Consider the following 14,586-nt stretch of genomic DNA (forward strand, 5'->3'; position numbering starts at 1 on the left):
GATGAAGATTTAAAATTTGGATATTCAATCTTTCGGAGAACAACTTTAAAAAAGATAGTCTCTACACAGAGGCTTGTTTTACTAAATACCATATTATTTTTTACATTATCCATGCTGCAGATAACCAACTGCAAGTCTTTAGCATCTTCCTAATATTTTGGGGTAACTTATCAACTGCTAATAGCCAGACACTAATAAATTTTTCAGTTAAAATGAATTAATAATCGAATTCAGATATTAGTGTTCTATGGTGGGTGCAAATTGATAATTTAAAATCTATGCAAAATGTGCATACTTAATCTGTTAAATATATTCCAGAAAATCTTCTTAAAAGTCTAAGCAAGAGTTTTTTTGGAAAAATGAAATGAAATGCCTACTATTGTATCGTGATGATACAATAGTAGGCATTTCCTATTTCAATTTCTTTATTCTTTAAATATGCAATCGATGGTGTTGCTCAGATAAACCTGAGGAGAATTATTTGAAAAATGAGTATAGCAATCGATTTAAAAAAAACAGATTTCGGTGTTTTTTTTACGAAGTAACATCGGGTTCATTTATAAAAAAGAAAGTTATTAATAAACTTAAAAACCATGAAAATGAAAACGTAAAGAAGTTGAATTCGACTTTTAATTGAGTTTAAAGTGTAAGTTAAAAACTAACCTATTCCTAACATTAGATTTTTTTATGAAAAAAGGATTATTAAGTGTTTTATCTATTGCGATTGCTTTAGGTATAACAACGCATGTTCACTCACAAGAACAAAAAGATTCTACAAATGAAGTTCAGACACTATCCACAGATTCTATCTCTTCAAAAAAAGAAGAAAAGAACCGAAATGTGATGCTTAATGCAGATAGTAATACCAGCCCCAGATCTGTGAATATTGGTTTACCATTTAGAGGTGATATTCTAATTCTGGAAAATGATGTGCCTGTTGTGTATTGGTTCTGGCCAACAGTTCCAACAGTTGCCTGGAGATATGATAATAGCTTGGCTAAAATGGGGCTGTTAAGTTTTTCTGAAAGTGCTTTAACATTTGGTAAAGTAGGATTTGCCGTGCAAAGTTCAGATAGGGACGCCAGTTCCAAATTTAAAGGATATGCTTCTGTTTATGGCAATAGTTTTGGCTCAACCAGGTTTGCTGCAACGGTTACTGGTCCATTAAGTAAAAAAGGCTGGGGTTATACCTTGAGTGCTCATCAAAACCTGGATAAGGGTAATGGCATTAATTATATGTATACCGACTGGTATGAAAAAGCTACCTTATTAAAAGCGGGTATTCAAAAGAAGTATGATAAGGGTGCTGTAAAGCTTTTATACAAATACACTACATCGAAGAGTATGATGTCCAATTATCAGCCTTTGCGTTATGATGGAGACGGTAAAACAAGTGTGCTTGATAATTTCGATCTTGGAAAAGATAGTTATGTGGTTAGGGATGGTTTGGTCCCTTACTTTGATCCTTATACAGGCGAGGCAAAGCAAGCAGATCTTACGGATGATGAATTCTGCAAATCCGAGACTCACTCTCTATATCTTTGTGGGGAACATAAATTTAATAATGATTGGAAATTATCTTATTCAACAATGTACCAAAAGGCAAATACGCCAATTGCTATTCAGGTCCCTATTAGTGTAATGTTATTTGAAGAAGACCAACAGGGTATGGATAAGTATTATTACCATGATACTAATAATCAATATACAGGTTCTGTTCAATATACATTAAATCAGTTAATTCCTCAGTCTGATATTACCACCTGGATTACACGAGCAGAAATAACAAAACAAGTCAACAATCATTCGCTTCGATTAGGTTTTACACATCAGTATAATCACTCAAAATTTGTAACACTTAGTGGTATGTATGTGCAATCAGTAGAAGCTAACCCTGAATTGCTTGATTTACATGGCTATATTCCCGCATATGGTATGAATGTTCCTTTCTCAAACGAATATGGCGGGCTGCCGGTTCAATATAGTGGTTATTGTAGTCCTACTGACTTTACAGTTAATCATACTGCTCTTTACCTTTCGGATGATATTAAAGTAAATAACTGGTTTCGTTTCGGAGTTGGAGGACGTATTGAAAAAGTGTCGAAAGACGAGAATAGAAATATTTATACAAAAGAGTTTATTTTAGACAAACCAACAAAAAAGCATACGTTCAATGAGTGGAATACAGTTGGTATTGCCGACTTTGTATTAAATATTACTCCTAATTTTGGATTGTTGGGAGATGTAACCTATAACAATTTTATGGATGTTGAAACTTCATGGAATTACCCTTATAAAGATGATAATGGTAACCCAACGAATGCCAACGGACTTACTGCTGATGAGGTTACTGCTGCCAATCGAGCTGGGGGTAGCGAAGTGATGCCAAGGCAATCAGATCCAATGGGCCATAAATCAACGGTTTTAAATATTGGTGGAGGTATTTTCTTGAATCATGGTACAGATTTTAGCCTGGTATCAAAAGTAACCCGTATTACAAAAGAAAATATACTTTCAAATTCTGCTACAGTAACAAATCCGAATGGTTCAGGAGAGAGAGCTGATTTTTCGCCTATTTTCTATGATATTAGCACTACAGGTTGGTCTACTGATATTGTTTGGAGACCGACAAAAAACTTTAATCTACATTATTTATTAACCCTGCAGAATCCTCAATTTAAGAACTATAGTTATGGAGCATTTGGGGTCAATTATAATTATAGCAATAATGTTATACCAGAACTATCTAAAGTGTTGATGGAGATTGACCCGAGTTATTCTTTTATGAACGGGGCAATGAGGTTATGGTTTAGCCTACGATATTTTGGTGAGCAAAATGCCAATGCAACCAATCAATATTTTTATGAACCTAGATGGGAGAACTTTGGTGGATTGGAGTATCGATTAAGTAGAAAAGCGATGTTAAAGTTTCAGGTAACCAATTTCTTGGATCAGAAAGGTGTTAAAGGTCAAATGCAAGGTGCTGATCAAATTACAGATGATCGTTTTGTAGGTAGATCAGTTGTGGCAGGATCTATACGTCCAAGAACTTTTGAGTTGTCATTAGACTTGAAGTTTTAATTTATTATTTAACAATTTTTTAAAAATAGAGAATTATGAAAAAGGCAAGAATTATTTTATTCGGAATGTTATTTGGTTTAATAGCAATATCTGCAAATGCACAAGCTTCAGATTTTTTTGTAGGAAAATGGGCCATTTTAGTTACTGGTATACCTAATGGTGATGCAACGTCTTATTTTACTTTTGAAAGGGTGGATGGAAAAATAACCGGATTTACAAAGACAGAAGGGGCCGCTGCCATTAAATTTTCTAGAGTTGAGGAGGATGGCGATGAGGTAACTGCTTATTTTACTTCTGCCAGTGGTTATGATGTGTATTTATACATTGAGAAAATTGACGAAAACCATGTAGAAGGTTCTATGATGGACATGTTTGACTGCACCGGAGAACGTGTTGTTGAAGATAAGAAAGAGTAAATTATTTAATAGGGTGACCTATGGGGCACCCTATTTTCCTTCCTGATTATTATCTCAGTATATTCTGTAAAACCCACTTAAAGGCTATCTTTTTTAAGCTAAACAGTCTTCGTGTATTATTAAAAAAAATGACATGAGTTGTAGTAAAACTTTTTTACTATTGTGTTTTTTATTGCCCTTTAATTGGTGTTTTTCTCAACCATTTAATAGCAATAATAAACCACAATTAGGCACTTCTTCTATTAAGAGTATCATCTCTGAAATGACACTTGAAGAAAAGATTCAAGTAGTAGTGGGGGCTGGTTTGGACAGTCAAGCCTCACAAAGTGACGATGGCATTATTGGCGATGTGAAAGGCCGGGTGCAGGGGGCTGCTGGTAGTACCAATAGCTTACCGAAATATGGCATTCCGGAAATGATATTGTCTGATGGGCCTGCAGGGCTTCGAATTGATCCAATCCGTCATAACGATTCAATAAATACTTATTATGCAACAGCTTGGCCTGTTGGCCTGTTGCTAGCATCATCCTGGGATACCACTTTAATTGCCAGTGTAGGCAAAGCGTTAGGTAATGAAGCTAAAGAATACGGTGTTGATGTGCTTTTGGCTCCGGGAATGAATTTGATTAGAGATCCGTTAAACGGAAGAAATTTTGAATATTACTCTGAGGATCCTTTGCTAAGTGGATTTATAGGAGCTGCTTATGTAAAAGGCGTACAATCCAATGGTGTTGGAAGTACAATCAAACATTTTGTGGCCAATAATCAAGAGAGTAATCGGCTTAACGTAAATGTTAATGTTAGCGAGCGAGCTTTAAGAGAATTATATTTAAGAGGTTTTGAGATTGCAGTTAAACAAGCCAGCCCATTATGGGTGATGAGTTCGTACAATAAAGTAAATGGCACCTATACGCCTGAGAGTTATGATCTGTTAACCACTATTCTGCGCAAGGAGTGGGGTTTTAAAGGGGGTGTAATGACTGACTGGGGAGGCGGCAGAAATACTGTAGAACAAATGAGGGCTGGCAATGATTTAATCATGCCTGGCGCTGAATTTGCAACGCAGACAATTCTTAAGGCAGTCAAAAATGGATCGCTGGATGAAAAGATATTAGACGAAAATGTGGAAAGAATATTGGCCCTAGCTGTAAACTCCCTTTCATTTAAAAAATATAACTATAATAATACTCCAGACCTGAATGGTCATGCTGTTCTGGCAAGGAAGGCTGCTTCTGAAGGTATTGTTTTATTAAAAAATACCAATAATACTTTGCCCATCGTTAAAATAAACAAATTGGCTTTATTTGGCTGTGCCTCCTATGATACCTTTACCGGAGGAACGGGGAGTGGTGAAGTGTATTCAAAAGATAATGTGTCTATTGTAGATGGCTTAAAAAATGCTGGTTTTAATTATGATTCAGAATTAGAATTACGTTACGATAAACATATAACACAAGACAAGATAGATTTTCCAAGGCCAAAGAAAACCCTGGGAAAAGTAAGAATTACCCCTGAAATTTTTTTTAGCAAAGAGCAGATAGAAGAAGTTGCCAATAACAATGATATCGCCATTTTTACTATAGGCAGGCAAATAGGAGAAGGTAAGGACGTGGATGTAGAAGATGGGTTTAATCTGAATGAATTGGAAAAAGAACAGATTAAAACGATTGCTGAAATTTTTCATGCAAAAAATAAAAAACTAGTTGTTATTATTAATGCCGGAGGTGCTATAGAAACGGTTTCATGGCACAATAGTGCCGATGCTATTTTATTGCCTTGGAAGGCAGGGCAGGAGTCGGGCAACGCCATTGCTGATGTGCTCAATGGCTTGGTAAATCCTTCAGGTAAATTAACCGTTACGTTTCCAAAGAAATATGAAGATGTGTCGTCTTCAAATAATTTTCCGGGAACTCCGGCAAAAAGGCCTAAACAGGTAAATTATGAAGAAGGTGTATATGTAGGATACCGTTATTTTAATTCCTTTAATATAGAACCTGCCTATGAATTTGGGTTTGGTTTATCCTATACTCAATTTGAATACAGGCATTTAAAGTTGAGTTCGAAAAAATTTAAAGATTTCATATCAGTTAGTATTACGGTTACCAATACAGGGCATGTTGCCGGTAAAGAGGTGGTGCAGCTCTATCTTTCTGCTCCTGCTGCTTCATTAGATAGGCCCGAAGCAGAGTTAAAAGGTTTTGCCAAAACAGCATTGTTAGCACCCGGAGCTTCTCAAACAGTAACCTTTAAGTTATCTGCAAAGGATTTAGCCTCGTATGTAACAGACCAGTCAGCCTGGATTGCTGAGGCTGGTAAATATGCTGTTAAAATTGGTGCGTCAAGTAAAGATATTAAGCAAACCTCTCAATTTGCTTTAAAGCAAGTCCTGTTGGTTGAAAAAGTAAATAAAGTGCTTACGCCTCAAATAGCAATTAGCGAGTTAATTCATAAAAAATAATAAACGATTTAGGGTAGAGGGTTATGGAAAAAATTAAAGATAAGATATTACTCATACTATTTGTTTTTAGTAGTATAGCTGTGTTTGCACAGAACAAGGAAATCTCCAATCGAACAATTGCTTTTGATAGTGATTGGCTGTTTATAAAGGAGAATGTTGAAAACGGGGAAAAAACAGATATTGATGATTCGCAGTGGCGCAAATTAAATCTGCCTCACGATTGGAGTATTGAAGATTTACCCAATCAAATTACTGATAGTATTATAGGTCCTTTCTCTAAAGCTGCACCTTCACAGCGTGATGGCGGTTTTTTGGTGGGCGGGACAGCCTGGTATCGCAAGCATTTTGTGCTTGAAAAAACAGAACAAGCCAAAAATGTTTTTATTCAGTTCGATGGTGTTTATATGAATTCTGATGTGTGGGTTAACGGCCACCATTTAGGAAACCATCCCTATGGCTATACTTCATTTTATTACGATTTGACACCCTACTTGTTGCCAGCAGGACAATCAAATGTCATAGCTGTGCAAGTTAAAAACGAAGGGCTTAATTGCCGTTGGTATTCAGGTTCAGGTATCTACCGCCATGTTTGGCTAACTAAGGTGAATCCTGTACATATTGATAACTGGGGAACCTATATTACAACGCCTTCTGTTTCTGACAATGAGGCGGAGGTGGCCATTGAAACAACCATAAAAAGCAATCATAAAAATACTCCGGTTACCTTATATGCCGAGATTTTTAATGAATTGGGAGTGCTGGTAGCGAAAAGTAGCCAGGATATATTATCGCTTAAAGAAAAAACGGTTACCTATACCCAAAAGGTTCGTGTTGAAAATCCTGCTTTGTGGTCCATTGATAATCCTGTTCTTTATAGCGCAAAAGTGAAAATTTTTCAGGGTGAAGATGTGCTTGATGAAACAACCACCACTTTCGGAATTAGAAGTATTCATTTTGATGCGAAAACAGGGTTTACCTTAAATGGCAAAAATATATTATTAAAAGGCGGTTGTATACATCATGATAATGGGCCACTGGGTGCAGCAGCCATTGACAGGGCTGAAGAACGTAAAGTGGAATTGCTTAAGCAAAATGGCTACAATGCCATCCGTTTAAGCCATAATCCCTATTCTCCTGCATTTCTAGACGCCTGTGACCGATTGGGCATGTTGGTGATTAATGAGGCTTTTGATGCCTGGCAGGATCCGAAAAAACCACAAGATTATCATCTTTATTTTGATGAATGGTGGCAAAAAGATATAGCATCAATGGTGCGCCGAGACAGGAATCATCCGAGTATTATTATGTGGAGTACCGGTAATGAAATCTATGAATCTATTGATACTGATGGTTATGAAAGTGGGCGAAAATTGGCCGAGGCTATACGTGCTATAGATTCCACCAGACCGGTTACCATGGCCATCCCAAAATTTATTATGGCTATGTCGAGCCGAAAGGGAAAAAAGTGGATCGATACAGCACCCTCTTTTAACAACGTTGATGTTTGTGGTTATAACTATGCCACAAGTAAGTATAAAAAAGACCATGTAAAATTCCCTGAAAGGGTCATGTATGAGTCTGAAACCTTTCCTCCTTTGGTCTATGAAAGTTGGGAAATAGCTAAAAAGTTACCCTATGCCATTGGTATGTTTACCTGGTCGGCAATGGATTATTTAGGCGAGGCTGGTTTAGGTGCCCCAAGAATTGTTCAGGAAGATAGTGAGACTAGTTCGAACCTTTTTCTTGAGCCTGCATGGCCTATTTTTAACGCTTATTGTGGAGAGTTGGATTTAATTGGTAATAAAAAAGTTAATTCCTATTATCTGGATATTGTATGGGATAGAAGTGATGTTGAGATGCTGGTGCAGCCTCCTATTCCTGAGGGGTATAAAGAGGCTGATTTCTTTTATAATTTCCCAAAACAGATTAAGAGTTGGAGTTTCCCCGGCGAAGAAGGTACAAAGCTGAAAGTATTTGTGCATACAAAAGCCGAATTAGTGAAACTCGAATTAAATGGAAAATTTATTGCTGCCCATCCAATTTTGCCCAATTCAATTACAACAAAATTTAATGTGCCTTATAAAACGGGTACATTGGTTGCAAAGTGTTTTGAGAAAGGGGTAATGGTTAGTTCAGATACTTTAAAAACAGTAGGTAAGCCTTATACCATTAAGCTAAGTCCTGATAGGGCAGTGATTAATGCCAGCCCTAACGATTTATCTTATGTAAGTGTTGAGGTGGTCGATGAGCAAGGCAATCTAGTACCTTATGTTGATGACTTGCTTATAAACTATCAAATAAAGGGAAAAGCGAAGTTGGCTGGCGTAGGTAATGGAAACCCAGCCGATATATCAAGCTTTCAGCAGCCTCAAAAGAAAGTGTATCAGGGCAAAGGCTTAGTTATTTTAATGCCCAATGGCAATAAAGGAAGTGTAACATTAAGGGCAACAGCAGAAGGATTGAAAGGTGCTAAAGTAAGCATTAAATTAGAGTAGCTATTCACGATGTAGGTTATAAGTGAAGCATCATTTTTTAATATAAAAACAGAGCAATGAATCGGTTTAAAAACATAACAAAAGGCTTTATCATGGCCTTGTCCAGTCTGTTCGTGTTAAATTCTTGTCAAAACCAAAATAAGGCAAAGGCGCAACAGTGGCTGGTAGAATATGACTTTGAGGCTACTCAGTTTATAAGTCCTAAACAGGAATTTGGCCCTTTTGCCCGTTGGTGGTGGCCGGGTAATGATGTTGATTCCATTGAACTGAAAAGAGAGATAGGCCTGTTTGCCAATAATGCTTTTGGAGGTGTAGAAATACAACCTTTTAGTATAAATGTGCCGATGCCTACAGATAGTGTACGTGCTAAAGTGTTAAGCTGGGATACGCCAGGTTACTATCAAAATTTAAAAGCAGTAATGGGCGAAGCTCAAAAAAAAGGAATAATTGTTGACCTTACCGACGGCAGTGGCTGGCCTGCCGGAGGGCCTTTTTTAAATGCCGAAGATGGATTTCTTAATCTAAAATACGATGACATAGATCTTGTTGGCGGGGAAACCATCACCTTTAAAATACCAACAATAAATAATGACACTGAGGTGCCCTCTAAATTGATTGCTGTTTTGGCATCAAAAGCAGGAGAGCGTGTAAAAAAAACAACCCCGCTTGATGGTAAGTCAACGGTGTTGTTAACTAATAAAGTCATTAACGACTCTATCACATGGGATGTTCCGGAAGGGCACTGGAAAGTTCTCGCTTTTTGGAGCAAACCTAATAGCCTTACCGGCTCAATGGTTGCCGGCCCTAAACAAGGGCCGGTGTTAAACTATCTGGATTCAACAAAAGTGGTTAAAAACCTGGCATATCTGTTGCGCGAAGAGACTGGTTTAGCGCCCTATTTCGGAAATCCGTTGAGAGCTATTTTTGATGATAGTTATGAATTTACTGTGGATCGCCATTTTTCGAAAGATTTTATTGAATATTTTAAAGCGAAAAGAGGCTATGATATTACCCCTTGGTTGCCGGCTAACATGGCCAGAAGATACAATTACGTATCCTTCAAAAATCCAAATGCTGCTCCCGACTTTTTATTCGGCGCGGAAGATTGGCGTTTAAGGTATGATTACGATTTAACAATTAGTGAGTTGTTTGGCGAAAGCTTTATAACAGCCAGTGGCAATTGGTTGGAAGAAAGAGGCATGCTACACCGTACGCAAGCCTATGGCATGTATATGGACATGATTGCCAACGCCGGAAGAGCCTCTATACCAGAAACAGAAAGTATGCTTAGTCAGGAAGCCAATCTGAAGATTATGACCTCTGGTGCTCATTTGTATAATCGGCCGGTTATTTCTGCCGAATCAGCGGTTATGAAATATCGGGCATATATGACAACTCCACAAAAACTAAGGCTAGCTGTAGATAAACTTTTTGCAGCAGGCGTTAATCAAGTTATTTATCATGGGGTACCGTACAAGTATATTACTAACGAAACCACCGATTTAGGTTGGTATCCATTTTATATGGGATTTATTGGATTTAGTGCCCATTTAGGAGAAGGCACACAATTCTGGAAATATCAAAAAGAAGTGAATGAATATGTTGCACGTACACAGTATGCGTTACGTGCCGGCAAATCTCAGGCTGATGTACTATTATATTATCCTTATATGGATGTGGAAGGGTTGCCCGATAACCCTACCGAAATATTTACAGTTGGCTATTTGCCGGATGTAGAACCTCCGTTGAAAGAGGCAAAAGAGTACCATGCTAAGAAAGAAAAAGAGGAGTGGGCAGCCAAGGTGTATCCTGTTATTAATCAACTGGAAGCTAATGGCATTACCTGGGATTGGGTCAATGATGCGTCTATTCAAGCGGCAAAGGTGGTTAATAATCAAAAGATAAATATTAGAGGTAACGAGTATCAGGCACTTATGTTGGTTGGTATTGATGTTATTCAATTAAATACGGCAAAGCATATAAGGGATTTGGCTGAAGATGGGATGAAATTTGCTGTTGTGGGCGACATACCTTCCAAACAGCCTTCATTCCTCAATTGGGAAGAGAATGACCAAGCCACAACAGAAACAATTAGTCTGGCTTGTAAAGAGCCTAATAGCAACCACTTTGCGGTTGATACACCATTGGATTTTTGGCTTGGAGAAATAGACAAACCTGTTAAGTTTAAAGATAAATACCATTTTTCACGCCAGGTAGAGAGAGTGATGAGTGATGGCAGCCGTATTCAATACATCTGGAATAAAAGCAACCAATGGCGACAAATAACGCTGAAACTGAATGAAAAATATACAAACATATATTGGCTAAATGCAGAAAATGGTTCAATCATTCCGGTTAAAGCCGGTGATGAAGTATCGTATGAATTAGCGCCTTACAGCACCATTATCCTATACGCAAGTGCTAAAGAGCCAATCGCTGAAAATTTATTAGGCAAGCCTGAAGTTTCACTTTATTATGCCCATCCAATTTTTGAATTTAAACAATGGGGTATTCAGTGTAAGGATACCTTACTAAAAGATACGGTGCTATTTGATTGGAATACAGATGAACAGCTTAAGTATACTTCTGAGGATGGCGTTTATAAGGCAAAATTTCAATTAGTAGCCATTAGTAAACACGAAAGCTATTTAATAGATCTGGGAAAGGTTTGCTACACAGCCACTGTATTGGTAAATGGACATAATGTAGGCCAGCGTATCAATAGCCCTTATGCCTTTGATGTAACCAAATGGCTTAAAGAAGGTGAAAATATCATTGAAGTTAGCGTCACTCCGGGACAATTGAATGGTCTTATTGGTGAAGGTGAAAAGGGAAATCCAAGGTATCGTAAGTTTAAAGGAAGGTCAAATGATCTGATGAGTGGTGGGTTAATTGGCCCGGTTACTCTTTATAAAAAGTAGGCTGAAATAATGTATTATGAAAGTTAAAGATATACTAGTTGTTGTATGCTGTATGCTCACAGCAACTGCATATGGCCAAAAATACTCATCATGGGGCGATCAAGAAAATGGCACCTATATCAATCCAGTATTGAATGCTGATTTTTCCGATCCTGATGTGATTCGTGTGGGAACGAAATATTACATGGTTTGTTCAGAATTTCATTACATGGGAATGACCATTCAGGAGTCCGATGATATGGTGAATTGGAAAATTGCAGGCCGCATATTCGGCCGAATTAATATTCCTTCATACGATAAGATGGAGAGATATGGATCTGGCTCATGGGCACCGGCAATCAGATATCATAATGATAAATTTTATGTCTATTTCTGTACCCCCGACGACGGCTTGTTTATGACCACGGCAGAGAAGCCCGAAGGCCCCTGGGAGCCACTATGCCAGGTTGTTGATACGGCTGGATGGGAAGATCCTTGCCCCTTTTGGGATGAAGGTGGGCAGGCTTATCTGTGCCGCAGCAACGTTGGTGCAGGCCCAATCATTATTCATCGCATGAGCGAAGATGGAAAGTCACTTCTTGACGGGGGAGTTACCGTGTATACCGGACCTGTTGCCGAAGGGACAAAAATTTATAAGTTAAATGGTTATTACTATTTCAGTATTCCCGAAGGTGGTGTTGTTCAGGGCTGGCAAACGGTTTTGCGATCTAAAAATATTTTTGGGCCATTTGAAAAGAAAGTTGTACTGGAAAAAGGGGCAACAAAAATTAATGGGCCGCATCAAGGCGCATTGGTCGATACACCAAACGGTGAGTGGTGGTTTTTTCATTTCCAGATGGTGAAAGGAAGTGGACGTGTAATGCACCTTCAACCGGTTTCTTGGCAGAATGATTGGCCTGTTGTTGGTGTTGACATAGACCGTAATGGCATTGGTGAACCTGTTTATGTTTGGAAAAAACCGGATGTTGGACGCACATTTCCTGTTTGTGTTCCGCAATCGAGCGATGAGTTCAGTTCCACTCAATTGGGACTGCAATGGCAATGGAATCATAATCCAGTCGATGAAGCGTGGTCATTATCACAAAGGCCAGGGTGGCTTTCCCTGACTGCTCTTAAGGCTCCCGTTTTGCAGGAAGCCAGAAATACTTTGACTCAGCGTATTATTGGAGATTATGGCGAAGTCATTGCGCAGGTGGATGGGGCAATAATGATGAATGGACAGAAAGCAGGATTAGCTTTGATGTCCAGGTTGACTGCAGTAGGAATTAAAAAAGTCGATGGTAAATTTTATCTGTTCTTCGATAATCGTAGAAAGGAATCTGCAGAAATTGCTATTAAAAAGCCGATTGTTTATTTAAAAGTGAAACTCAATATACCCGATGAGAAAGCATGGTTTTATTATAGCCTTGACGGGAAAGCTTACCAACCGATCGGCTCCAAAATTAAACTTGTATGGCGAAATTGGAAAGGTGATAGAGTGGGGTTATTTAGCTACAATGGGTTGAATAACGGGGGAACAGCCGCTTTTAATTATTTCCATTATGAATTTGACGGGCCTGACCAAAAACTAAATCAATAGAACTTAAATATATGAAGATTAATTATAAAAAAGAAAGGGAATTATTTCCCGTTGTAGCTGGTTTAATTTTAGCTTGTTGTGTGATATTCAGTGCATGTTCAACAAAAAATAATAGGGAACTTATAGAACCTGGAAAATTATGGCCGGACAAAGATGGAAACCATATTCAAGCCCATGGTGGAGGGGTTATCAAAATTAAAAACACATACTTTTGGTATGGAGAGCAACGAAGTCAGGGACTTGATCCAAATTATCGATATGTTAGTTGTTATTCATCAAAAGATCTGATGAACTGGAAGTTTCGAGGCAATGTGCTTAAAATGACAGCACCTGATTCTCTTGCTTCCAACTGGGTTTTAGAAAGGCCCAAAGTGTTTTATAATGAAAAGACCGGGAAATGTGTCATGTATTTTCATATAGACGTGAATTATGGTATTGCCAATATGGGAATGGCTGTTAGCGATAGTCCGACCAGCGAATTTAAATATATAAAACGTTTCCGCCCAATGGGACATGAAAGTAGGGATATAAGCCAGTTTATAGACAATGACGGAAGTGCATATTTGATTTATGAAGATAGAAAGATTTGGGGAACAAGGATAGTTAAATTATCCGATGATTATATGGAACTTGAGAAAGAGGTTTCAGTGTTGGAATATGTAAAAATGGAAGGCGGGGGAATTTTCCACAAAGATGGTTTATACTACCTGGTAGGCTCAAGATTAACCGGGTGGAACCCAAATCCCAACGTATATGCAACCGCTCCTTCTTTAGAAGGTCCGTGGTCAAAATTAAATGGTATCGCACCCAAAGAAGTAAAAACATACGGTTCACAGACTACCATGTTACTAACCGTTGCCGGTACCAAAGATACAACGGTTATTTTTCTTGGAGATATTTGGAGGCCTGAAAATCAACACACATCAACCTATTTATGGATGCCACTCAAAGTTGGAGACGGAAAATTGTGGCTACCGGAGCCCCAGCCTTGGAAAATTAATGTAAAAACAGGGGTGGTAGATTATAAATAAGATTTGTAAAATAACTTTAATTCATGTATTATGAAATATTTTTTTTTGTTTATTGTTCTGGTTCTTTATGTAAGTTTGGCAAAGGCACAACAAGCATACGAAACCATCACCAATATTTCCTATTATGAAGATACTACGGGAAGCAGTGATCAATATAAACAGGGCAAGTGCCAGCTTGACTTCTATTATCCCAAAGACAAAAAGGACTTTGCAACAATTATTTGGTTTCATGCAGGAGGCCTTATTACCGGGAAAAAGGAGATCCCGGTTGAATTAATGGAAAAGGGCTGTGCAGTTATTGGTGTAGGATACAGGTTTTATCCCTTCGTTAAAGCTCCTGCCTATATTGAAGATGCTGCGGCAGCAGAGGCATGGGTTTTTAAACACATTGCTGATTATGGAGGGAATCCCCGATTGATTTTTGTTTCGGGTCATTCAGCAGGCGGATATCTGACCTTGATGACCGGATTGGATAAACATTAGACATTATTCCTAATTAGAAATATAGTTTTGTTTATTTGTTTTTAACTTCGGATACTTCCATCGTCTGATAGAAACTCTCAAATTTTGTAGCCCACATGCTATTTCCATTACGACGTCATGGA

The 14,586-nt window shown here is 38.1% G+C and carries 8 protein-coding genes; all 8 read left to right on the top strand.

From position 1 onward, the window contains the following. Positions 1-687: 687 nt before the first annotated feature. The 8 genes from BZG01_RS12710 (at position 688) to BZG01_RS12745 (ending at position 14,464) form a co-directional block, all read left to right on the top strand. Positions 688-3,081, top strand: a complete 2,394-nt coding sequence (locus BZG01_RS12710; RefSeq protein ID WP_101310218.1) for a TonB-dependent receptor — start codon at positions 688-690, stop codon at positions 3,079-3,081. A 35-nt stretch (positions 3,082-3,116) separates the two neighbouring features. Then, positions 3,117-3,497 (top strand): hypothetical protein, encoded by a 381-nt coding sequence (locus BZG01_RS12715; protein WP_101310219.1) that lies wholly within the window; start codon positions 3,117-3,119, stop codon positions 3,495-3,497. Between the two features lie 133 nt (positions 3,498-3,630). Beyond that, entirely contained in the window at positions 3,631-5,955 is a 2,325-nt protein-coding gene (locus tag BZG01_RS12720) for a glycoside hydrolase family 3 C-terminal domain-containing protein (RefSeq protein WP_101310220.1), read from the top strand. A 23-nt stretch (positions 5,956-5,978) separates the two neighbouring features. Then, complete coding sequence (locus BZG01_RS12725; protein WP_101310221.1) at positions 5,979-8,450, top strand: glycoside hydrolase family 2 TIM barrel-domain containing protein; 2,472 nt, start codon at positions 5,979-5,981, stop codon at positions 8,448-8,450. Positions 8,451-8,506: 56 nt separating this feature from the next. Beyond that, positions 8,507-11,371, top strand: a complete 2,865-nt coding sequence (locus BZG01_RS12730) for a glycosyl hydrolase (RefSeq protein ID WP_101310222.1) — start codon at positions 8,507-8,509, stop codon at positions 11,369-11,371. 16 nt (positions 11,372-11,387) lie between these two features. Next, positions 11,388-12,950 (top strand): glycoside hydrolase family 43 protein, encoded by a 1,563-nt coding sequence (locus BZG01_RS12735; RefSeq protein WP_218973101.1) that lies wholly within the window; start codon positions 11,388-11,390, stop codon positions 12,948-12,950. A gap of 11 nt (positions 12,951-12,961) precedes the next feature. After that, entirely contained in the window at positions 12,962-13,981 is a 1,020-nt protein-coding gene (locus BZG01_RS12740) for a family 43 glycosylhydrolase (protein WP_101310223.1), read from the top strand. Between the two features lie 30 nt (positions 13,982-14,011). Beyond that, positions 14,012-14,464, top strand: coding sequence for an alpha/beta hydrolase (locus BZG01_RS12745; protein WP_101310224.1), 453 nt, complete (start codon positions 14,012-14,014; stop codon positions 14,462-14,464). Positions 14,465-14,586: the final 122 nt, after the last annotated feature.

Origin of the sequence: Labilibaculum manganireducens (assembly GCF_002843385.1) — a bacterium.
GTDB lineage: Bacteria > Bacteroidota > Bacteroidia > Bacteroidales > Marinifilaceae > Labilibaculum > Labilibaculum manganireducens.